The following is a 23,181-nucleotide window of genomic DNA, read 5'->3' on the forward strand; positions in this document are numbered from 1 at the left end:
TTAGCAGATATTTTAGGATTTTTAAAATATGGGATTTTTAATAGGAAAAAAAATTTTAATTGTAGGAATTTCAAATAAATTTTCATTATCTTGGGGTATTGCAAAACAAATGCACAAATATGGAGCTGAATTAGCATTTACATATTCTAAAAAAAAAAAAAAAACAAAAATTAAAAATTTGGTAAAAGAAGTAAATTCAAATAAAATATTTTTTTGTGATATTCGAATAAAAAATAGTATAAAAAATTTATTTAAAAATTTATATTTTTTTTGGAAAAAATTTGATGGAATAGTACATTCCATTGCTTTTTCGCCTCTTATTTCAAATATTCAAAAAAAAAATATAGAAAATATTACATGTAATGATTTTTTATCTACACATGAAATTTGTTCATTCAGTTTATTAGCTTTAATTAAAGAATCAAAAAATTTTTTAAATTTTAATTCATCTATTTTAACTCTATCTTATATTGGGTCTTCACGTTATATATCAGGATATATGTTATTAAATTCAGCAAAAGCTTCATTAGAATCTAATATTAAATATTTAGCATATTCATTAGGTAAAAATAATATTAGAGTGAATGTTATTTCTTCTGGTCCGATTATGACAGTTTCTTCTAGAAAAATATATAATTTTTCTAAAATTTTAAAAATTTCAAAAAAATTTTCTCCTTTAAAAAGAAATGTTACATTAAAAGAAATTGGAAATACTGCTTCTTTTTTATGTTCAAATTTATCTTCAGGTATTACTGGTCAAATTATTTATGTAGACGCAGGATTTAATATTTCAGGTATTATTTAAAATTTAAAATAAAAATTTTTTTTTAATAATTTTAATTTTTAAATAAATATTTTTTAGAAAATAAAAAGTTTTTAATATTTTTAATTATTATTATTATTTTAAAAATATTATTTTAAAATATTTAAAATCATATTATAAAATTTTTTTATTATAAATAGGATTTTGTTATATTATGGCTTTTCAAAATAATTTAGTATTAATGAAATTAAAAAAAAAAATGATTTTAAAAAATTCTAAAATTGAAGGAATTGTTAAAAGTACTTCAAAAAATTATGGATTTTTAGAAACTAATATTCATAAAAAAATTTATATATCTTCAATTCATATGAAAAATTTAATGCATGGAGATCGGATTAAAGGATATGTTAATTTTGAAAAAAAACGTGAAATGTTTTATCCAGAAATATTAATTGAACCTTATTTAACTAAATTTATAGGTTTTTTACAAAAAAAAAAAAAAAAATATTTTATAAAATCAATTTACCCATATGTACGAAATATTATTTTTTGTAATTCTATTGATTTAAATTTACATCCGTGTCATGAAGGAGATTGGGTAGTTGCTAAACTAGTTGAACATCGTTTTAAAAAAAATAATAGATTTTATGCAATAATTTTAAAATTTATTATAAAAAAAACCCATCCTTTAATTCCTTGGTATGTTATTTTAGAGCGATATAATTTACAAAAAAAATCTCCTAATATGTATTCTCAAAAAATTTTAGAAATAAAGACATATCAAAAAAATCGTCAAGATTTAACGAATTTAGATTTTATAACTATTGATAATAAATATACAAAAGATATTGATGATGCAATTTTTATAGAAGAGAAAAATTCACAAAATTTAATTTTAACTGTAGCAATTTCTGATCCTACTGAATATATTTTTCAGCATACTCCATTAGATAAAATTGCGAATCAACGGAGTTTTACACATTATTTACCTGGTTTCAATATTCCTATGTTACCTAGAAATTTATCTGAAGATTTATGTTCTCTAAAACCATTTTTAAAACGTCCTGCATTAGTATGCCGTGTTTTAATTAATATAGATGGTAGTATTTCTTTTAAAAATATTAGCTTTTTTTTAGCTTGGATTAAATCTAAAAGTAAATTATCTTATGAAAATGTTTCAAATTGGTTAGAAAAAAAAGGAACTTGGAATCCTGAAAATAAAAAAATTATGACTCAAATTTTGTTATTGAAGAAAGTTTATGACATTAGACGTATTTGGCGTAATAAGTTTGCTTTTATTTTTCCTGATAAACCTGAATTTCGTTTTCATTTTTCAGATACTTGGAAAATTTTAAATATTTCTTTAGAATTTAGACGAATTGCACATTATATGATTGAAGAAGTGATGATTACAGTTAATCTTTGTGCTGCAGAATTTTTAAGTAAAAAATTAGGATTTGGTTTATATAATGTTCATCTTGGTTTCGATGAATATAATGCAATTAATGTTTGTAAATTTTTACAAGAATATAAAATTTATTATAATCCTACAGAAATTATGACATTAAAAGGATTTTGTCAAATGAGACGTGATTTAAAAAAAATTTCTAATACATATATTCAATATCGATTATATAAATTTCAAACTTTTAGTGAAATAAGTTTAACTCCTAAACCTCATTATATTTTAGGATTTCCAGTATATGCAACTTGGACTTCTCCTATTAGAAAATATAGTGATATTATAAATCATCGATTATTAAAATCTATTATTAAAGGTGAGAAAAATATTTTAAAACCAGATACGTCAATAATTACTCAAATTTCATCTCAAAAAAGAAAAAAACGTTTAGCGAATCGTGAATTAGAAGCGTGGTTATATGTAAATTTTTTTAATTCTTATAATTATAAAAAAAAGATTTTTCAGGCTAACATTGTAAATATTTTTAAAAATGGAATACAAGCTCAATTATTAAAAAATGGAGCTTTCGTTATAATACCTTCTTGTTATATTTATCATTTACAAAAAAAATTATTTTTTTTTCCCGAACGGGGTATGATATATTTAAAAAATAAAATTTATTATCGTGTTTCTGATAATGTTAAAGTATATATTGTAAAAATCGTTAAAGAAACTAAAAAAATTATTGCTAGTATAATATAATCTTTTTTATAAAAATTTTTTATTTTAAAAATTTTATAGGACTTTAAATATGCATGAATTATTTTTTCAATTATTAATTTATTATAAATTATTTATCAAATTATTAACTTTTGTACATCCTGTAAGTATAATTTTTATTTTTATTAGTTTAACAAATTATTTACCTTATAAAGAAATTAAAAGAATAAACTTAATTAGTAACATTACAGTATTTTTTATTTTATTTTGTTTTTTATTTTTTGGATATAAAATTTTAGACATTTTTCATATTTCAATTTTCTCATTACAAATTTCTAGTGGAATTTTAATGTTTTTTATTTCATTGTTAATGTTACAAGAAGTTTTTTTAAATATTACTCCGACATTTTTTTCAGATTCTAAAAATTTTTATTCTGATGTTATATATCATGTTTCTTTTGTACCCTTATCATTTCCATTAATTGTAAATCCTGGAGTTATTAGTACTATTATTTTATGGAGTTTAAAACATTCAAAATGGTATAATTATTTTGGAGGTTTTTTGATAATTTTTTTATTTGTTTATATATATAGAATTTTATTTAAAATTTCTTTGCAAATTATAAAATTTTTTAATGATACTAGTTTTATAATTTTAAAACGTATTATGGGAATAATTTTATTAACTTGGAGTATAGAACTAATTATTTCTGGTATTAAAGCAAGTTTTTATTATTAAAATAATTAATTATATTAAAAAAATAATTTTAAAAAAGTAAAAAATATGTCTATTATTATTCGAGATTTTGGTATTTGTGATTGGAATTTAATTAATTTTTCAATGAACATGTTTACAAATTTAAGAAATATTAAAACGAAAGATGAATTATGGTTATTAGAATATTTTCCTGTTTTTACTCGAGGAATTTCAGAAAAAAGTAAATTTTTATCTTATATAAATCAAATACCAGTTTTTTTAACTAATCGAGGAGGAAAAATGACATATCATGGACCAGGTCAATTAATTATATATTTTTTAATAGATTTACGTCGTAGATCTATGAAAATATTAGTTTTTATTAAGAAAATTTTATCTATAATTAAAGAAACTTTACAAGAATTTTTCATTTTTACATATGAAAAAAAAAAATTTCCTGGTTTATACATAGATAATCAAAAAATATCTTCTTTAGGATTACGAGTAGTACATGGATGTATTATGCATGGTTTTTCTATTAATGTAAAAATGAATTTATTACCTTTTACATTTATTAATGTTTGTGGTATAAAATCAATGAAAGTAATAGACATGTTTTATTATAATTCCAAAGTAACTTTACTAAAAGTTAAACAAAAAATTTTAAAAAAAATTTTTAAAATTTTTTCAAATATTTATTGTTTAACATAAAATTTTTGATTTTTTTAAAAAAAAAATATTATAATCATTTAAAAAATTTTACTATATATTTTTATTTATAAATGATTTAAAAAATAAAGTAAAAATTTTTTAATATTTAATAAATGTTTTCATAAAAAAATAAAGTACTTATGGTGAGTCAAATATTAAAAAAAAAATTAAAAAAACCTTATTGGTTAAAAATTAATTTCCCTACTGATAGTAAAAATTTTTGTAACATTAAAAATATTTTAAGAAAAAATAACTTAAATACTGTATGTGAAGAAGCTCATTGTCCTAATATTTTCGAATGTTTTCATTCTGGAACTGCTACTTTTATGATTTTAGGATCAATTTGTACACGTAAATGTCCTTTTTGTGCTGTTTCTAAAGGTCGAGCTAATTTTGTTGATTTAGATGAACCTAAAAAATTAGCTTTAGTAATTTCTAAATTAAATTTAAAACATGTAGTTATTACTTCAGTAACTCGTGATGATTTAAGAGATAAAGGTGTCATGCATTTTTGTCGATGTATTCAAGAAATTCGTAAAAAAAACAACGTTACAATTGAAATTTTAGTACCTGATTTTCGAGGAGTTTTAAAAATTGTTTTAAAACGTTTTAAAAAAAATTTGCCTGATGTATTTAATCATAATATAGAAAATGTACCTCGTTTATATTCTAAAATTCGTCCGGGTGCTAATTATCAAGATTCTTTAAAATTATTATATAATTTTCATAAAAAATTTCCTACTGTATATATAAAATCTGGTTTAATGGTAGGTTTAGGGGAAAACTTAAAAGAAATTTTAGAAGTTTTAAAAGATTTACGTTCTGTAGGTGTGTCTATGTTAACTATTGGGCAATATTTACAACCTAGTAAATATCATCTACCAGTTAAAAAATATTTTACTCCTTCAGAATTTAAAAAATTAAAATCTATTGCTATTTCATTAGGATTTTCTAATGTTTTTAGTGGAGTTTTTGTTCGTTCTTCTTATCATGCAGAAACTCAAACTAAGAATATTAATTTAAGAATTAAAAAATAATTTTTTTTAATTACTAGTTTTTATAAAAAATATATTACATTTTATAATAATTTTATTTCTTTTAAAAAAATTTTCATATGTTAATATTTTTTAAATACCAATAAAAAATTATAAAATTTTTGTTGGTATTTAAAATTTTTTACTTACATTTTAAATTTACAATTAATACATAAGGCTAAATTTTTTTTTTCAAAAAAAATATAATTAAAAAAATCTGAAATTATATTAAATTTTAAGATAATTTTTTGTATATGACGAGGAATTAGAATATGTGAAATATTAGTAAAAAAAATTTTTATTGTATCAAAAAATTTATTTTTTAAAATATTAAAAATATTTTCATGTTGAATAGGCCAATCTATTTCATAATTTTTTAAATTAGATAATTCGGCAGCTTTTTTTAAAGCAGTATCAAAATCTCCTAATTGATCAATTAATCCAATTTTTTTAGCTATTAAACCTGTCCAAATTTGACCTTGTGCAATTTGATGTATTTGTAGATTTTTTTTATTTCTTGATTTAGCGACTAATTTAATAAATTCATTATATCCTCGTTTTATATTAAAATTAATAAATTTTTTTGATTCTGATGTTAAATTTCGAAAATGATTTGAATCATATGATTTTTTAATAGAAACATAAGATTGAGATATTCCAAATTTTTTTAAGGTTTTTTCAAAAGTATTAATAATTGAAAATATTCCTATTGAACCTGTTAATGTTGTAGGATGTGCAATTAAATAATCTCCAGCCATAGACATCCAATAGCCTCCTGAAGCAGTAATATCACCCATAGAAATAATAATTGGTTTTTTAAGTTTTCGTATACTTAATAATTTTTTACGTAAAATTTCTGAAAAAAAAGCACTACCGCCAGGACTATTAATTCGTAAAATAATAGCTTTAATAGTAGGATTATTTTTAATATATTCTATTCTTTTAATAATTTCTGAGATTTTCATAGAATTTTTATTATGAATATTATTTTCAATTTCACCTATTGCAAAAATAATAGCAATTTTATTATAATTTTTTTTTTTTTCTTGATGTGAAATAATATAATTTTTTAAGTTAATTTGATTATATGTATTATTTTTTTTATCTTTTCCAAAAATTTTTATAAATTTTTTATTTAAATTTTTATAAGAATATACATGATCTATTAAATTATTTCTTTTAGCAATTTTTGTGAGATTACAATTAAATTTTTTTAATATTTTTAAATAAGTAGAAGTATTAGGAAATAATAATTTTTTTTTAATTTTTCTGTTTTTAATAATAGTTAAAATAAATTTTTTCCAAATATAGTTCATCCAAAATAAATCATTTTTTTTACTAATTTTTGAAGGAGTATTTCGAATATAAGGTTCTACAGCAGTTTTATGACGTCCAATTCTAAAAATATGTGTATGTATTCTAAAAAATTTTAAAAATTTTTTAAAATATAATTTTTTTATTGAAATTCCTTGAAATGTGACTGAACCATGTGGTAATAAAATAATTTCGTTAGAAAAACTAGCTAAATAATATTGATTTTGGTCATAATTTTTACTAATAGAAAAAATTGGTTTACCAGAACTTTTAAAATTTTTTAAAATTTTACCTAAATATTCAATAGAAGTTCTATTTCCAGAAAATTTTTTATTAAAATCTAAAATAATTCCAGATATTTTTGGATCATTTTTAGCTTGTTTAATTTTTTGTATAATTTCATAAACAGAATTAGAAGAAAAATTAAAAATTTTTTTTTGAAAAAACTTTTTAATTTTATTATGACTTAATTTTATCGGTGTATATTCTTCTTGTAATGGATTATGTAATTCAATTTTTAAAACAACTTTTTTTTTAAGATTAATTTTTTGTAAATTATTGTACGGAATATTATATAAAAAAATAATAATACTACTTAACAAGATTAAAAAAATACTATTAAAAAATATTTTTTTTATTATATTAAAAAATTTATGTATAAATTTTAAATATTTAATTATTACAGAATAAAATTGCATTTACCTAAGTTTTCCTATATTAACTATTTTTGAAATTTTCTTATAATATTTTTTAAAATATAAAATTTTAAAAAATATTTTAAGAAGTAAAAAAAAATTTTTAAAAAATTTTTAAAATTTTTGAAAAAAAAATTTATGATTATTTTATAAAATTGTCATATTAGGTAATATTCTTGGTTTTCCAAATTTATCAATTGCTACATATATAAAAGTAGCATATGAAGTACAATATGATTTTCCAAAAATTTTAGGAAGTAATTTTTTAATCCATAGTTCAACATATATTTTCATAGAAGAATTACCAATACTCTTACAAAGAGCATAACAAGTAACTAAATCTCCTTTTGAAATTGGTTTTAAAAAATTCATATTTTTTACTTTTACAGTTACAACTTTCCCTAAAGAAATTTCTTTTGCTAAAATTGCTCCCCCTAAATCCATTTGAGACATAATCCATCCTCCAAAAATATCACCATTAGAATTCATATGAATTGGCATAACAATTGTTTTTAAAACTAAGTTTTTTAATAATGGTATTTGAAATTTTTTTTTAGGGTGCATTTGGTTTTCCCTATTTAATAAAATATAAATTTAAAATTTTTTTATATATTTTTTATAAAAAATATTTTTTATATATTTAATATTTTTTATATTTTATTTTGATTTAAAAAAATATAAAAATAAAAAATATATGTATAAACTGTTATTGTAAGTAAATTGATTATAATTTGTAAAATAAAAAAATTTATATATGTAGAAAAAAAACAAAATGTTGCAAAAATAATAATTAGTAATAATTTACATAATAACCAGGTAAATATAGGAAAAAAAATTTTAGAAATATGTTTCCATGAAATTTTTAAACTTTTTTTTATAGTTTCATAAATAGAAGTATTATCTACTAAAAATATGATAGGTGAAATAAATAATAAAATACTTAATATTATTCCTGATAATGTAAAAAAAATAAATCCAATTTCTATTATACTAGCTGTAACAAACATTAATAATAGTAATGGAGGCATAAATTTAAAAGATTTTTTTAAAATTTTTATAACATCAAATATTTCTTCTAAATTATGATATTGAAACATATACATAATAGACGCACATAAAATAGTATTATTTATTAAGATTGAAGACATCTTTATAAAAGATAAATTAAATAAAATTTTTTGTTGATGTAACGTGAAATAAGGTGTTCTTTTAATAATTGCGAAAGAATCGAAAAAGTTTGTTCCATATACTCTTGATAAATTATATGAATTTGGTCCTAAAATAAAATGTATCATTATTGTTAAAAAAGAACAAAATATAGATATTATTAATAAATTTAAAAAATTACGTTTTAAAAAATCAGAAGTCTCATATACAAGTATATTTTTTAAAAAACACATTTTTATTTCCTTTTAAAGAATTATTATAAAAATATTATTATTATTAATTTTTTAAAATATTTTTTTAAAAAAAATATTAATTTTTTAAATAAATCTTAAAAAATTTTTAAATACATTTAAATAATTTTGAAAACATTTTTTATGAATATTTTTAAAAATATTTTAATTATCATATATAATTATTTATATTTATATAGTATATCTCTTTAAAATTTTTTATGAAGGTAATATAATTTTGAAAACTGAAAAAATTCAAAAAATTTTATCTGATTTAGGATTTGGATCACGTCGTTATATAGAAACTCAAATTTCCTTAGGAACAATATATATTAATAATCAGATAGTGATACGTGGATCTAGATTTAATAGATCAGAAATTAAAAAAATAAAATTTCAAGGTAAAAAAATACAAAAACTAAAAATTGAAAAAAAAAATACTATACAGATCTTAAAATATTATAAACCAACTGGAGAAATATGTACTTCTTTTGATATTTTTAATAGACCTACTGTTTTTAAAAATTTACCTAATAAAAAAAATATTCGTTGGATTATGATTGGAAGATTAGATTATAATACTTCTGGATTATTATTATTTACAAATTCAGGAAAAATAGCATATCGTTTAATGCATCCTAAATATGAAATTGAACGAGAATATTTAGTATATGTATATGGAAATATTACTATAGAAAAAATTAATATATTAAAAAAAGGGATTTTTTTAGAAAATGTTTTTTGTTTTTTTAAAAAAATTATTGATTTAGGGGGTTCAAAAAAAAAAAGATGGTTTAAAATAGTTTTATCTAAAGGTTATACTCATGAAGTACGACGATTATGGTTTTCTATAAATATTTTAGTATTACAATTAAAGCGTATTAGATTTGGAAATCTAAAATTATGTACAAATTTATTAAAGTATAAATTTTTATTCTGTAAAAAATTTGAAATTAAAAGAATATGTAATTTAATAAAAATATTAAAAAAATAATTTTTTTTAAAAAAATATATTTAAACAAATTTTTTAAAAGCATATATTACAAATTAGTAAAATATGCATTTATTTTTTTTAAAAAATTTTTTGTAATATTAAACGTAAAAAATTATTATTACCTGCTAATATATTTTTTTTGAAAATATCATTAGAATTTTCAAAAAAATTGTTTATTAATGCACCAGACTCTAAAATTTGTAGTTCTCCAGCTATAAAATTTGATAATTTTATATTAAAACCGACAAAAAAATCAAATTTTCCAGATGCTAAATATGCTAAATCTAAAGATAAACAACCTGTTTGTCTAATATAATTTTCTTTTTTGAAAAATTTTTGAAATAAAAAAAAATTTTTTTTTGTAAAATTTTCTTTAGAATTTAAAAAATAAATATGAATTATACTATGTAAAAAAATATTATGAGTACTACATCGTATTCTATATCCATTTAATTGAGCTCCTTTTCCTTTAATAGCAGTAAACAAATCATTTTTTATTGGATCATAAATAACTGAAATTTTTTTTACATTGTTTTCAATAATTACAATAGATATACAAAAATGTGGTATTTTATGTAAAAAGTTTATTTTTCCATCTAATGTATTAATAATCCATTTTTTTTTTTTTTCTGTTTTAAAATTATTATATAAAGTATTTTTAAGAATGAGATCATTAGGATAAACTTTTAAAATAACTTCTGAAATTATATTAAAAGAAATATTTTGAATATTTTTTAAATATTTTTTAGTTTCTATAGACTTTCCAAAAATATTATTTTTATCATAATTTTGAGCGATAAAATTACCACCTTTTCTAATTGCTCGAATAGCTATATTTAGTATCGGATGCATATTTGTTTAATCCATAAAATATTTAAGATATATTTTTGTAAAAAAAATATTATATAATATATAATATTTTTTTTTGATAAAAAGATATAAAAAATTAATATTTATAAAATTTTTTATATTCTAACAGGAATTTAAAATTTTTAATAATAATTCAAAATTATTATGTTTTTATTTTTTAGGAAGTATTATGTTAATAAATAAATTATGTAAAGAAAAAAAATTAAAAAAAATTAATTTATTAAGTTTAAATATTACAAAAATGGAAAATTTTTGTATTTTTTTAGGAGAAAAAAAATTTAGAGCGTCGCAAATTATGTATTGGATTTATCAAAAGTTTTATAAAAATTTTGATAAAATGACGAATTTAAGTAAAATATTTATTAAAAAATTGAAAAAATATGCATTTGTAAAAACACCTCTTTTAAAATTTCAAGAAATTTCAAAAGATGGTACGATTAAATTAGGATTTGAATTAAATAAAAAAATTATAGAAACTATATATATTCCAGAAAAAAAAAGAATAACTTTATGTATTTCTTCTCAAATAGGATGTCCTTTAAAATGTAATTTTTGTGCTACCGGAAAATTAGGATTTTTTCGAAATTTATTAGTAGAAGAAATTATAGGTCAAGTTTGGTATGTAATGCGGCAATCATATAAAAAAAAAAAATTATATAAAAAAATTACTAATATCGTCATGATGGGAATGGGAGAGCCATTATTAAATTTTCACAATATTCAAATAGTTTTAGATATTTTATTACATAAAAATTGTAGTAATTTTTCTAAACATAAAATTACTGTATCGACTGCAGGTATAGTACCAGCTTTAATAAAAATGAAAAAAAAACTTGATATTTCTTTAGCAATTTCTTTACATGCTTCAAACAATGAAATACGTAATTCTTTAATGCCGATAAATTATAAATATAATATTCAAGAATTAATTTTTGCTGTTAAAAATTATTTAAAAATTTCTAAAGCAAACCGTAGTCGCGTTACAATTGAATATGTTATGTTAAAAGATATTAATGATCAAAAAAAACATGCAAAAGAATTAATAAAATTATTAAAAAATTTGTCTTGTAAAATTAATTTAATTCCGTGGAATCCAATTCCTAATTCTTTATATGTTTCTAGTCCTATGGAAAATATTATAAATTTTTCAAAAATTTTAATGCAAAAAGGTTTTGTTACTTTAATCCGTAAAAATAGAGGTATGGATATTAATGCAGCATGTGGACAATTATCAGGTCAAAAAAAATTAAAAAATTTTTAAATTAATTTTTTATTAAATATATATTTAAAAAATAAAAAAATAATAAAATATAATATTTTTAAAATATTAAATATTTTAAGTTTAGTATTTTTTTTATAGAAAATATACAAGAAATTTTTATTTACATGATTTTTAAGGGAATATAATGAAATATCGATATCAATCTATTCGAGGTATGCACGATTTTTTTTTAGAAGAAATGCAATATTTAAATTATTTAGAAGTAAACCTTAAAAATATTTTAAATTCTTATAGTTTTTCAGAAATACGTTTTCCAATTCTTGAAACTTCTGAAATTTTTGAAAAAATTATTGGTAATAATACAGAAATTGTTCAAAAAGAAATGTATAATTTTTTAGATCGAAAAAAAAAAAAAATTTCATTAAGACCTGAAGGAACAGCAAGTTGTATCCGAGCTTGCATTCAACACAATTTGTTTCAGAATAATGTCATACAAAAATTATGGTATTTAGGGCCTATGTTTCGTTATGAAAGACCTCAGAAAGGCAGATTTCGTCAATTTCATCAATTAGGAATTGAAAATTTTGGTATTTCAAATATAATTTCAGATCTTGAATTATTAAAAATAAATATTAATATTTGGAAATTTTTTAATATTTTTGATAAAGTAACATTAGAAATTAATTCAATAGGATCTTTAAAAATTCGTCAAAAATACGCATTAGAATTAAAAAAATTTTTAAAAAATTATGAACATACTTTTTCTATATCAGAAAAAAAATTATTATTTTTTAATCCTATTCGTTTATTAGATAGTAAATGTAAAAATGTTCAAAATTTAATTACTAAAGGTCCATGTTTAACTGATTTTTTAGAAAAAAAATCTAAAAATAGATTTAAAAAATTATGTTTTTTTTTAGATCATAATAATATTCCATATATAATTAATCTAAATTTAGTACGAGGATTAGATTATTATAATGATACAGTTTTTGAATGGAAAACTCGGTTTTTAGGTTCCCAAAATACTATTTGTGCTGGAGGGAGGTATGATAATTTAGTTTCTATATTAGGAGGACCTAAAATTCCTTCAATAGGATGCGCTATTGGAATGGAAAGATTATTATTATTATGTAAAACAAATGTTAAATATTTTATTTCTGATATTTCAAAGATTTATTTAAGTATATTTTGTAATAATCCTGTATATAATTTTTTTATTTTAAAAATTGCAGAAAAATTGCGTTATTTATGGCCTTTTTTAAAAATTAATTCAGATTTTTCAAATTTTAAATTTTCAAAAATTATTAAAACTACAATATTAAAAAAAATAAAATTTTTGTTAATTATAGAAGAAAAAAAATTTTTTTATAATAAAATTATTATTAAAAATTTATTTACAAAAATACAATATAGTGTGAAATTAAATCGTATTTTTAAGAAACCATGTTTATTTATATAAAAAATTTCTTTAAATAATAAATGTAATATAATATTTTTTATATTAAATAAATTTAATATTATTTAAATCATCGAGTCTCTAATGGAAAATTCTACTAAAATATTATTTGATTCTAAAATTGAAAATTTAATATTACAAGAAAAAAAAAGACAACAAAATACAATTAATTTGATAGCATCTGAAAATTATACTAGTAAAACTGTTATGGAAGCACAAGGATCATGTTTAACAAATAAATATGCTGAAGGATATATTTCTAAAAGATTTTATAATGGTTGTATTATAATAGATAAAATTGAAGAAATAGCTATTCAAAGAGCTAAAAAATTATTTTCAGTTGAATATGCTAATGTACAACCACATTCAGGATCTCAAGCTAATGCTGCTATTTTCTTAGCTCTTTTAAAACCTGGAGATATTATTTTAGGTATGAAATTGACTCATGGAGGACATTTAACTCATGGTTCTAAAGTAAATTTTTCTGGAAAAATTTATAAATCTATTTTTTATGGTGTTAATAAAAAAGGAAAAATTGATTATGTAGAATTAAAAAAATTAGCTCAATTGTATAAACCAAAGTTAATTATTGGAGGTTTTTCTTCATATTCTAGAATTTGTAATTGGAAAAAAATAAGAAAAATAGCAGATTCTGTTAATGCATATTTTTTAGCCGATATTTCTCATGTTGTTGGTTTAATTATAGCTGGTTTATATCCTAGTCCTTTTAAATATGCACATATTGTAAGTACGACTACTCATAAAACTTTAGGTGGACCTCGAGGAGGATTAATTTTAGTACGTAAAGGTTCTGAAAAATTATATCAAAAATTAAATTCCTCTGTTTTTCCTGGTATTCAAGGGGGACCTTTAATGCATGTAATAGCTGCAAAAGCAATAGCATTTAAAGAAGCTTTAAGTAAAAATTTTTTAAAACTTCAAAAAAACATTTTAAAAAATGCTAAATATATGACAAAAATATTTTTTAAAGAAAATTTTAAAATTGTATCTCAAAAAACAGAAAATCATTTATTTGTATTAAATTTATTTAATAAAAATATTACAGGTCAATATGCAAGTAATATTTTAGAATCTGCAAATATTATTGTAAATAAAAATATTATTCCAAATGATTCTCAAAATCCTTTTATTACTTCTGGAATTCGTATTGGAACAGTAGCACTTTCTAAAAGAAATTTTTCAAAAGAAGAAGTAATTAAAATTTCATATTTAATTTGTGATATTTTAAATAATCCAAAAAATTTTGATTTACATAAAAAAATTAAATGTCAAGTAATAAATTTATGTCAAAAACATCCTATTTATATTGAATAATATTTTTAAAAAAAAATGTAATATTAATAAAAATATAAAAAACCATGTATTGTCATTTTTTGTTTTTTAAAATTTTTATTAAATAACATGGCAATACATTGGATTTTTTTTATGAAAATTATTATATATTAAAAATATTTTTTACGTTTTATTTAATATAATAGTTAAAATATAAGAATTTTTTTATATTATTTACATATTTTTATATTTTCATTAAAATGATGATTTTAAAATAAAAAATATTTAAAAATAAATAAAATTAAAAATTTTTATTTTTTTTGTGATATATATAATTTTTTTAACCACTGATAATACCAAAAAATACGATCTTCATCTTTTTTAAAATTTCTATAAAAATAAATTTTTTCTTTAGTAATTTTCCATTTTTTAGGTTTTTTTAAAATTTCTGTTGATAACCATATAGTATTTAGATTGGAATTTTTTAAAAAAATTATATAACTTTTTTTAACACGAGAATAAATTTTTTTAATATTTAATAAAGAACTTAAAATTCGTATTTTTTCTAAGAAAAATAAATTTTTGGCGAAAATAGGTAAAACACCATATAAATTAATAATGTTATTTTTAATTTTTTTTAATTTTTTTAATGTAGTAATTTTTGAAATTTTATAATAATAAAATAATCTAATATCTATATTTTTTATATAATTTTTTGGAAATATTGCTGAAATACTGAAATCTATTTCAACAGTATGAAAAAAATTTAAATTAAAAATATTATCATTTTTAAGGTTTTTAATAGCTTTATATAATAATTTTTTATATAAATTTAAACCAAAACTTTGAATATGACCACTTTGATTTTTTCCTAAGATTTCTCCTACTCCTCTTATTTCAGCATCTTTTGTAGATAATAATAAGCCTTCTCCTATTTTTTTAGAGGATTTTAAAGCTTGAAGTCTTTTTTTAGCGTTTTTTGTAATTTTTGTTTTTGATTTAATAAAAAACCAAGCATATGCTTGCTTGTAAGATCTACCTACACGACCACGTAATTGATGTAATTGTGAAATTCCAAATTTATCTGCATTTTCTATTATGATAGTATTGACATTAGAAATATCAATTCCAGTATCAATAATCGTTGTACAAATTAAAATATCAAATTTATATAAAATAAAATCATGGATAATTTTTTTTAAATTTTTACCGGACATTTGACCATGACCAATATTTATTCTAGCTTCTGGAATAATCTTTTTTAATTTTTTTGCTTTTTTTGTAATCTTTTTAACACTATTATATAAATAATAAATTTGTTCTTGTTTTTTTATTGCTTTTAAAATAATTTTTCGAATTAAAAAAATATCATATTTTAAAATAAAAGTTTTAATAGGTACTCTATTTTTTGGGGGATTTTTTAAAATAGATAAATCTCGTAATCCTAATTTAGAAAATTGTAATGTTCTCGGAATAGGAGTTGCAGTTAAAGTTAAAATATCAATATTTATATATATTTTTTTAATTATTTCTTTATGAGATACTCCAAAACGGTGTTCTTCATCAATAATTAATAATCCTAAATTTTTCCAAATAATTTTTTGAGATAATATTTTATGTGTACCAATTAAAATATTAATTTTTTTAGTTTTTAATTGGTCAATTATACAATTTACATCTTTTTTTTTTGTAAAACGAGTTAAAATTTTAATTTTATAAGTGTATTTAGAAAATCTTTTTTTAAAATTATAAAAATGTTGTTGAGCTAGTAAAGTAGTAGGCACTAAAATTGCAACTTGTTTCATATTATCTAAAGCGATAAAAGCGGCTCTCATAGCAATTTCAGTTTTTCCGAATCCAACATCACCACATATTAAACGATCCATAGCTTTTTTTTTAGACATATCTAATAAAACTTCTTGCATAACTTTTTTTTGATCTGATGTTTCTTTATATGGAAAATCTTGACAAAATTTTTTATAATGAAAAGAATTTTTTTTAAAAGAAAATCCAATTTGAAAATTTCTTTTTGAATATACATTTAATAATTGTGATGCTATTTGATATATTTTTTTAAAAGATTTTTTTTTTTCTGTATTCCAAATATCATTTCCTAAAGTATGTAGTATAATTTTAGAATTAATAGATTCTGGATAAATATTGATTAAATACAAAGATGTAATAGGTACATATAATTTAGTTTTTTTTGCATACATAATTATTATAAATTCCATTTCTTGATTTTTATTTTTAATTAAATGAATTCCTTGATAACGTCCTATTCCATAATTTAAATGTATAATTGTTTGATTTTTTTTAAAAATTTTTATGTTAGTATTCATTTTTTGTTCTTCTTAAAAAAAAAATAAAAAATATTATGTAAATTTTTTAAAATAATAAATAATTTTTAATTTTTATGTTAAAATTTATAAAGTATAAATATTATTTTTTTTAAAAAAAATATTAAATTTTTGAATATATATGATTTTAAATACTTAGGATATTTTATGGAAATAAAAATTGCAATAAATGGTTTTGGTAGAATAGGTCGTATGATTTTTAGATTATCTCAAAAATTTTCTAATATAAAAATTGTTGCGATTAATGATATTTTAAATATTGAATATATTAAATATTTAATAAAATACGATTCTACACATGGAAGATTTAATAAATCTATACAAATTTTAAAAAATTCTTTAAAAATTAATAATCAAAAAATTAAAATTTTTTCAGAAAAAAATCCTCAAAATTTACCTTGGAAAAAATTAAATGTAGATGTTGTAATAGAATCTACAGGAATATTTTTAACAAAAAAATTGTCAATGTTACATTTACAAGCAGGAGCTAAAAAAGTTATTTTAACCGGTCCACCTAAAGATAATGTTCCTATGTTTGTGCGTGGAGTAAATTTTCATGAATATAATGGTGAAAAAATAGTTTCTAATGCTTCTTGTACCACTAATTGTTTAGCTCCTTTAAGTAAAATTTTAAATGAAGAATTTGAAATTATAGAAGGTTTAATGACTACCGTGCATGCTACTACTGCAACACAAAAAACAGTGGATGGAGCTACTTTAAAAGATTGGCGTGGTGGTCGAAGTGCTCTGCAAAATATTATTCCTTCTTCTACTGGTGCTGCTCAAGCTGTAGGAAAAATTTTACCTATTTTAAATAATAAAATTACTGGAATCGCATTTCGTGTACCTGTAGCAAATGTTTCTGTAGTAGATTTTACAGTACGTTTAAAAAAATCAATTTCTTATCAAAATATTTGTGAAATTATAAAAGAAGCTTCTGAAACATATATGGAAGATGTAATAGGATATACTGAAGATGATGTAGTATCTAGTGATTTTAATGGTTCTTTTTTAACTTCTATTTTTGATGCTAAAGCAGGAATTTCAATTAATAAAAATTTTTTTAAATTAATTTCTTGGTATGATAATGAAATTGGATATTCTAGTAAAGTTTTAGATTTAGTAAATTGGATTATGACATTTGAATAAAATTTATATTTTTTTTATATTTTTTAAAAATTTTTATATAATGACAGTATTAAAAAATTTTTCATGCTGTCATTATTATGATTATATCAAAAATAATTATTATTTTTAATATCTAGTAATACTTGTTGAATCCAATTTTTTATCCGTATTTTAGTTAATTCTGGTTGATGATCAAAATCTAATAGTAATCCACAAAAATGAGTATTGTTTATTTGTGCTCTAGATTTTTCAAAATTATATTGTGATGTTGGCCATTTTCCTACAAAAAATACATTTTTTTTTTTAAGAAAAGAATATAAAATTCCTATAGCATCACAAAAATATTCACTATAATCGATTTGATCTCCACAACCAAACAATGCAACAATTTTATTTTTTAAAGAAATTTTTTTTAAAATATTTAAATATTCATCCCAATCACTTTGTACTTCTCCATAATACCATGTAGATATACCTAAAAATAAAATTTGATAATTTTTTAATTTTTTTATAGAATGTTGCGAAATATCAAATATAAAAGATTTTTTTATTTTTAATTTTTTTCCAATAAGATAAGCAGATTTTTCAGTATTACCAGTATCACTACCATAAAAAATACCAATTTTTTTCATTTTTTTTACACTTTAATATAAATATATAAAAATATCATACATGATATTTTTTTAAAAATATATATTTTTTAAAAAAAAATAAATAATAAAGAAAATATTTTTTTATATACTTTTCGTTATAATATTTTTTAAAAAAAAATTATAATAAATTTTTTAATTAAAAAATATTTTTAAAACGTTAAACATAAATATTATAAAAAATTTTAATTTTAAAAACTTTATAAAAAATAAAAATTTTTATATTAATTTTAAATATTTAGTTTAAAATTTTTATATAATGTTAATCTACAAATATTTTAAAAATTATAAATATTCATTAATATATAATTTAGGTTATTTATGAAAAAAAATAATATTTTTCAAGAAAATTGGTTATATAGTGATAATCAAAATTTTTTAGAATCATTATATAATTTATTTTTTATTAATTCTAATAATATTCATCAATATATAGATAAAAATTTTGAAAAAAAAATTTTTGAATTATTAAATTCAACTTCTTTTTTTTCTCAATCTGAAAATGCTAAAAAATTTCTTACTTCTTCAATTTTTAAAAAAAAAAATGAAAATTTTATAAAATATCCTAAAAAAAAAATTATTTCAGAAAATTTTTTGAAATTTTTTGAGAATATAAAAAAATACGGTCATTATCATTCTAATCTCAATCCTTTAGATATTAAAACAAAAAATACTATTCCTGAATTAAATTTGTCTTATTACAAATTATATAAAAAAGATTTAAAAATTTTAATTTCAGAAAATTTTTTACATTTTAAAAAAAAAAAAAATACTTTTCAAGATATATATTATTTTTTTAAAAAAAAATATTGTAAAAATATTGGTTATGAATTTAAACATTTAAAAGATAAAAAAGAAATTATTTGGTTAGAAAAATACATTGAAGAAAAATTTTTAAAATATTCTTTTAACAAATCAGAAAAAAAAAAAATATTAAAAAATTTAATATTTGCTGAAACATTTGAAAAATTTATTCATCAAAAATTTCCTGGTAGTAAAAGATTTTCTTTAGAAGGATGTGAAATTTTAATTCCTTTATTAAAAAAAATTTTTAAAGATTCTTTTAAGTATAATATTCAAAAAATATTTTTAGGTATGACACATCGTGGCCGATTAAACGTAATGCATAATATTTTTAAAGAAAATTTAACAAATATTTTTAAAAAATTTTTTGGAAATTTAGAAAATACTGAAATTACAGGTGATGTAAAATATCATTTAGGAATAAAAAAAAAAATTTTTAATCAATGTTCTAATATTGAATTATTTTTGTTACCTAATCCTTCTCATTTAGAAATTATTACTCCTGTGGTGTTAGGAAGTTGTAGAGCAGCTATTAATTTTTTAAATTTAAAAAATAATAATAATACTGTATTACCAATTATTATTCATGGAGATTCTGCTTTTACAGGTCAAGGTGTAGTACAAGAAACTTTAAACATGTCTCAAGTATTAGGGTATACTGTTTCTGGAAGTATACATATTATCATTAATAATCAAATTGGGTTTACGACTTCTAATATCAATTTATTACGATCAAGTTTTTATTGTACAGATATAGCTAAAATGATTGATTCTCCTATTTTTCACGTTAATGCAAATGATCCTAAATCAGTAATTTTTGTAATTACATTAGCATTAAAATTTCGTATGATTTTTAAAAAAGATGTTTTTATTGATTTAGTATGTTATCGTCGTTTAGGGCATAATGAAGCAGAAGATCCTAATGTTACACAACCATTAATGTATTCTCAAATTAAAAAATTAAAATCTATAATGGAAATTTGGAAAAAAAAATTAATTTTTGAAAATATTAAATATGAAATACACTTTAAAAAATTTTTAAATGATTATAAAAAAAAATTAAATCAAGCTTTTTTAGAAGCTCAATCTAAAAATAATAATAAAAATTTAGAAATATATAATATGATACAAAAAAAAAAAAAAAAATCATATAGATTTTCTAAAATATCATTCCAAAAATTAGGATTAAAAATTTTTACTATTCCTAAAGATTTTATATTGCATCCTCAAGTAAAAAAAATTTTTTTACAACGTATTTCTATGATTTACGAAAAAAACAAATTTGATTGGGGAGCAGCAGAAAATTTAGCATATGCAACATTATTAAAATTAGGAATTTCCTGTAGAATTACAGGGCAAGATGTAAGTCGAGGAACCTTTTCACATCGTCATGCTTTATTACATTGCCAAAAAAATAATACAATATATATTCCTTTAAAGAATAATTTAAAATCTTCTGTATTTTTTGAAATTTGGGATTCTGTTTTATCAGAAGAAGCAGCTTTAGCATTTGAATATGGATATTCTATACAACCTTATAAATTTTTAACTGTTTGGGAAGCTCAATTTGGAGATTTTTGTAATGGAGCTCAAATTGTAATAGATCAATTTATTGCTTCAGGATTTCAAAAATGGGGAAACGAATCTTCATTAATTTTATTGTTACCACATGGATATGATGGACAAGGGCCTGAGCATTCTTCGGCACGTATTGAACGTTTTTTACAATTATGTGCTCAAAAAAATATGAAAATTTGTATTCCAACGACTGCTTCTCAAATGTATCATTTATTATGTGAATATGGAATTAGTAATTCTAAAAGACCATTAATTATTTTTACACCCAAATCTCTATTAAGAAATTATTATACTTTCTCTACATTAGAAGATTTTTTAAAAAAAAAATTTTCTAAAATTTTATATAAAAAATTTCTTTATAAAAATATTTTGATTACAAGAATTATTTTTTGTGCTGGAAAAATTTATTATGAATTAAAAAAAAAACATTTATCTTTAAAATTTACAAATATTTTATTAATACGTTTAGAGCAACTTTATCCTTTTCCAACAAAAAAAATTAAAAAAATCTTAAAGAAATGTACTTCTTTAAAAGAATGTATTTGGTGTCAAGAGGAACCTGAAAATCAAGGTTGTTGGACATATTTTTTTTATTCTTTTCATAAATATTTACATTTTTTTTTAAAAAAAATTGTTTTATATTATATAGGACGTTCAAAATTTGCTTCTACTTCGGAAGGCTCTTATAATTTACATTTAATTAAACAAAAAAAAATTATAGAAAAAGCTTTTGCAACAATTTTGAAATAGGATAAATTTTATGAAAAATATACAATTTTTAGCTCCTGAATTACCAGAATCTGTTAGTACAGCTATTATTTTAAAGTGGAATAAAAAATGTGGAGAAAAAGTTAAAATAGATGAAATTTTAGTTGAAATTGAAACTGATAAAATTATTTTAGAAGTAGTAGCTCCAGTTTCAGGAATATTAATAAAAAAATTTTTTTCTCAAGGAGATGTAATACAATCTAAAATAATTTTAGGTATAATACAGAAATTTCCTAAATCTATTGCTAAAAATGAAGATAATTTTTTAAATTTTTCTCATAAAAAAATTAAAAGAAAAAAAAATATAAAAAAAAATAAATTAATTTCTTCTTTGCATTTATCTCCTTTTCAAAGACGTTTACAAAAAATTGAATTATTTTCTGAGGAAAATAACAAAAATGATAATATTAATTTTAAAGAAAAAAATGAAAATACACAATCTTTTAAAATAAATAATAAGAGTCATATTCCTATAAAAAAAATAAATATTTTAGAAAATAATAAAAATGATAATATATTTAAAAAATCAGAAAAAAAAAATATTAAAAAAATTTCAATGAGCCCTATTCGTCAAAAAATTGCAGAAAGATTATTATTTACTCAAAAAAATACTGTTATGTTAACTACATTTAATGAGGTTAATATGACATCTATTATTAAAATACGTACTGAATATTTTAAATTTTTTAAAAAAAAATATAATATTCGTTTAGGTTATATGTCGTTTTTTGTTCAAGCTGTAACAGAAGCATTAAAAAAATTTCCTATTATAAATTCATCGAAAGAAGACAATAATATTATTTATTATAAATTTTATAATATTAGTATTGCTGTATCTACATCTAGAGGTCTTTTAACACCAGTTTTAAAAAATACTCAAAATATGAATATGGTAGATATTGAGAAAAAAATTAAATATTTTTCAAAAATTGGAGAAAAAGGAACATTAAAATTAGAAGATTTACAAAATGGAACTTTTACTATTACAAATGGAGGAATTTTTGGTTCTCTATTATCAACTCCAATTATTAATCCTCCTCAATCTGCTATTTTAGGGATGCATAATATTTTAAAACGACCTATTGTATTACAAGATCAAATTTTAATTCAACCTATGATGTATTTATCTTTAACATATGATCATCAAATAATTGATGGGCAACAAGCAATACAATTTTTAAAATATGTCATTGAAATTTTAGAAAATTTTTCAAGAATTAATTTAAATATATAGTTTTTTATAAAATTTTTTTTTAATGTATTAGAAAAATTTTTTATGTATAGTATTTTCGTATAATATAAAATTATAGAATTATTTTTTA

The 23,181-nt window shown here is 19.0% G+C and carries 18 protein-coding genes; 12 read left to right on the forward strand and 6 right to left on the reverse strand.

The genetic code is table 11. From position 1 onward, the window contains the following. Positions 1 to 28: 28 nt before the first annotated feature. From RJT25_RS00870 to lipA, 5 genes are all read left to right on the forward strand, one after another. Entirely contained in the window at positions 29 to 805 is a 777-nt protein-coding gene (locus RJT25_RS00870; RefSeq protein ID WP_343126702.1) for an enoyl-ACP reductase FabI, read from the forward strand. A gap of 172 nt (positions 806 to 977) precedes the next feature. Next, complete coding sequence (locus RJT25_RS00875; protein WP_343126703.1) at positions 978 to 2,927, forward strand: exoribonuclease II; 1,950 nt, start codon at positions 978 to 980, stop codon at positions 2,925 to 2,927. A 49-nt stretch (positions 2,928 to 2,976) separates the two neighbouring features. After that, positions 2,977 to 3,624, forward strand: a complete 648-nt coding sequence (locus RJT25_RS00880; protein WP_343126704.1) for a MarC family protein — start codon at positions 2,977 to 2,979, stop codon at positions 3,622 to 3,624. Positions 3,625 to 3,669: 45 nt separating this feature from the next. Further along, on the forward strand, positions 3,670 to 4,293 hold the full coding sequence (lipB, locus tag RJT25_RS00885; protein WP_343126705.1) for a lipoyl(octanoyl) transferase LipB: 624 nt from the start codon (positions 3,670 to 3,672) through the stop codon (positions 4,291 to 4,293). Positions 4,294 to 4,433: 140 nt separating this feature from the next. Beyond that, positions 4,434 to 5,330 carry a lipoyl synthase gene (lipA, locus tag RJT25_RS00890; protein ID WP_343126706.1) on the forward strand — a complete coding sequence of 299 codons (897 nt, stop codon included), beginning with the start codon at positions 4,434 to 4,436 and terminating at the stop codon, positions 5,328 to 5,330. A gap of 143 nt (positions 5,331 to 5,473) precedes the next feature. On the opposite strand, the gene sppA is transcribed toward lipA, so the two are convergent. From sppA to RJT25_RS00905, 3 genes are all read right to left on the reverse strand, one after another. Next, a complete protein-coding gene (sppA, locus tag RJT25_RS00895) occupies positions 5,474 to 7,339 on the reverse strand; it encodes a signal peptide peptidase SppA (protein ID WP_343126707.1) in 1,866 nt (621 codons plus the stop codon). Positions 7,340 to 7,483: 144 nt separating this feature from the next. Next, the gene (gene yciA / locus RJT25_RS00900) at positions 7,484 to 7,900 is read right to left on the reverse strand and encodes an acyl-CoA thioester hydrolase YciA (RefSeq protein WP_343126708.1); all 417 of its coding nucleotides are present in this window, start codon (positions 7,898 to 7,900) and stop codon (positions 7,484 to 7,486) included. Positions 7,901 to 7,986: 86 nt separating this feature from the next. Further along, positions 7,987 to 8,736: a YciC family protein gene (locus tag RJT25_RS00905; protein WP_343126709.1), complete on the reverse strand. Its 750-nt coding sequence runs from the start codon at positions 8,734 to 8,736 to the stop codon at positions 7,987 to 7,989. Positions 8,737 to 8,971: 235 nt separating this feature from the next. On the opposite strand from RJT25_RS00905, the gene RJT25_RS00910 reads away from it, so the two are divergent. Next, a complete protein-coding gene (locus RJT25_RS00910; protein ID WP_343126710.1) occupies positions 8,972 to 9,727 on the forward strand; it encodes a pseudouridine synthase in 756 nt (251 codons plus the stop codon). A gap of 78 nt (positions 9,728 to 9,805) precedes the next feature. On the opposite strand, the gene RJT25_RS00915 is transcribed toward RJT25_RS00910, so the two are convergent. Continuing rightward, positions 9,806 to 10,579, reverse strand: coding sequence for an inositol monophosphatase family protein (locus RJT25_RS00915; protein ID WP_343126711.1), 774 nt, complete (start codon positions 10,577 to 10,579; stop codon positions 9,806 to 9,808). Positions 10,580 to 10,766: 187 nt separating this feature from the next. On the opposite strand from RJT25_RS00915, the gene rlmN reads away from it, so the two are divergent. From rlmN to glyA, 3 genes are all read left to right on the forward strand, one after another. Continuing rightward, complete coding sequence (rlmN, locus tag RJT25_RS00920; protein ID WP_343126353.1) at positions 10,767 to 11,858, forward strand: 23S rRNA (adenine(2503)-C(2))-methyltransferase RlmN; 1,092 nt, start codon at positions 10,767 to 10,769, stop codon at positions 11,856 to 11,858. Positions 11,859 to 12,003: 145 nt separating this feature from the next. Further along, positions 12,004 to 13,281 (forward strand): histidine--tRNA ligase, encoded by a 1,278-nt coding sequence (gene hisS / locus RJT25_RS00925; protein ID WP_343126354.1) that lies wholly within the window; start codon positions 12,004 to 12,006, stop codon positions 13,279 to 13,281. 81 nt (positions 13,282 to 13,362) lie between these two features. Continuing rightward, positions 13,363 to 14,613 carry a serine hydroxymethyltransferase gene (gene glyA / locus RJT25_RS00930; RefSeq protein ID WP_343126355.1) on the forward strand — a complete coding sequence of 417 codons (1,251 nt, stop codon included), beginning with the start codon at positions 13,363 to 13,365 and terminating at the stop codon, positions 14,611 to 14,613. A 269-nt stretch (positions 14,614 to 14,882) separates the two neighbouring features. Here the strand turns inward: glyA and RJT25_RS00935 are convergent, their stop codons facing one another. Then, a complete protein-coding gene (locus RJT25_RS00935; protein ID WP_343128828.1) occupies positions 14,883 to 16,913 on the reverse strand; it encodes a DEAD/DEAH box helicase in 2,031 nt (676 codons plus the stop codon). 165 nt (positions 16,914 to 17,078) lie between these two features. Here RJT25_RS00935 and gap point away from each other — a divergent pair, with 165 nt between their 5' ends. Beyond that, a complete protein-coding gene (gene gap / locus RJT25_RS00940; RefSeq protein WP_343126357.1) occupies positions 17,079 to 18,080 on the forward strand; it encodes a type I glyceraldehyde-3-phosphate dehydrogenase in 1,002 nt (333 codons plus the stop codon). 86 nt (positions 18,081 to 18,166) lie between these two features. On the opposite strand, the gene RJT25_RS00945 is transcribed toward gap, so the two are convergent. Beyond that, on the reverse strand, positions 18,167 to 18,691 hold the full coding sequence (locus RJT25_RS00945; protein WP_343126358.1) for a flavodoxin: 525 nt from the start codon (positions 18,689 to 18,691) through the stop codon (positions 18,167 to 18,169). A gap of 339 nt (positions 18,692 to 19,030) precedes the next feature. Here RJT25_RS00945 and RJT25_RS00950 point away from each other — a divergent pair, with 339 nt between their 5' ends. Further along, positions 19,031 to 21,841 carry a 2-oxoglutarate dehydrogenase E1 component gene (locus tag RJT25_RS00950; RefSeq protein ID WP_343128829.1) on the forward strand — a complete coding sequence of 937 codons (2,811 nt, stop codon included), beginning with the start codon at positions 19,031 to 19,033 and terminating at the stop codon, positions 21,839 to 21,841. Positions 21,842 to 21,851: 10 nt separating this feature from the next. After that, complete coding sequence (sucB, locus tag RJT25_RS00955) at positions 21,852 to 23,093, forward strand: dihydrolipoyllysine-residue succinyltransferase (RefSeq protein WP_343126360.1); 1,242 nt, start codon at positions 21,852 to 21,854, stop codon at positions 23,091 to 23,093. The last annotated feature ends 88 nt before the right edge of the window (positions 23,094 to 23,181 follow it).

Source organism: Buchnera aphidicola (Nippolachnus piri) (assembly GCF_039383305.1).
Taxonomy (GTDB): domain Bacteria; phylum Pseudomonadota; class Gammaproteobacteria; order Enterobacterales; family Enterobacteriaceae; genus Buchnera_F; species Buchnera_F aphidicola_AZ.

Excerpts from the sequence above, each read along its gene's own strand:
- lipA (WP_343126706.1), top strand. The coding sequence starts at position 4,434 with ATGGTGAGTCAAATATTAAAAAAAAAATTAAAAAAACCTTATTGGTTA.
- gap (WP_343126357.1), top strand. The coding sequence starts at position 17,079 with ATGGAAATAAAAATTGCAATAAATGGTTTTGGTAGAATAGGTCGTATG.
- RJT25_RS00905 (WP_343126709.1), bottom strand. The coding sequence starts at position 8,736 with ATGTGTTTTTTAAAAAATATACTTGTATATGAGACTTCTGATTTTTTA.
- lipB (WP_343126705.1), top strand. The coding sequence starts at position 3,670 with ATGTCTATTATTATTCGAGATTTTGGTATTTGTGATTGGAATTTAATT.
- glyA (WP_343126355.1), top strand. The coding sequence starts at position 13,363 with ATGGAAAATTCTACTAAAATATTATTTGATTCTAAAATTGAAAATTTA.
- hisS (WP_343126354.1), top strand. The coding sequence starts at position 12,004 with ATGAAATATCGATATCAATCTATTCGAGGTATGCACGATTTTTTTTTA.
- RJT25_RS00875 (WP_343126703.1), top strand. The coding sequence starts at position 978 with ATGGCTTTTCAAAATAATTTAGTATTAATGAAATTAAAAAAAAAAATG.
- yciA (WP_343126708.1), bottom strand. The coding sequence starts at position 7,900 with ATGCACCCTAAAAAAAAATTTCAAATACCATTATTAAAAAACTTAGTT.
- RJT25_RS00935 (WP_343128828.1), bottom strand. The coding sequence starts at position 16,913 with ATGAATACTAACATAAAAATTTTTAAAAAAAATCAAACAATTATACAT.
- RJT25_RS00950 (WP_343128829.1), top strand. The coding sequence starts at position 19,031 with ATGAAAAAAAATAATATTTTTCAAGAAAATTGGTTATATAGTGATAAT.
- rlmN (WP_343126353.1), top strand. The coding sequence starts at position 10,767 with ATGTTAATAAATAAATTATGTAAAGAAAAAAAATTAAAAAAAATTAAT.
- RJT25_RS00870 (WP_343126702.1), top strand. The coding sequence starts at position 29 with ATGGGATTTTTAATAGGAAAAAAAATTTTAATTGTAGGAATTTCAAAT.
- RJT25_RS00945 (WP_343126358.1), bottom strand. The coding sequence starts at position 18,691 with ATGAAAAAAATTGGTATTTTTTATGGTAGTGATACTGGTAATACTGAA.
- RJT25_RS00915 (WP_343126711.1), bottom strand. The coding sequence starts at position 10,579 with ATGCATCCGATACTAAATATAGCTATTCGAGCAATTAGAAAAGGTGGT.
- RJT25_RS00880 (WP_343126704.1), top strand. The coding sequence starts at position 2,977 with ATGCATGAATTATTTTTTCAATTATTAATTTATTATAAATTATTTATC.
- sppA (WP_343126707.1), bottom strand. The coding sequence starts at position 7,339 with ATGCAATTTTATTCTGTAATAATTAAATATTTAAAATTTATACATAAA.
- sucB (WP_343126360.1), top strand. The coding sequence starts at position 21,852 with ATGAAAAATATACAATTTTTAGCTCCTGAATTACCAGAATCTGTTAGT.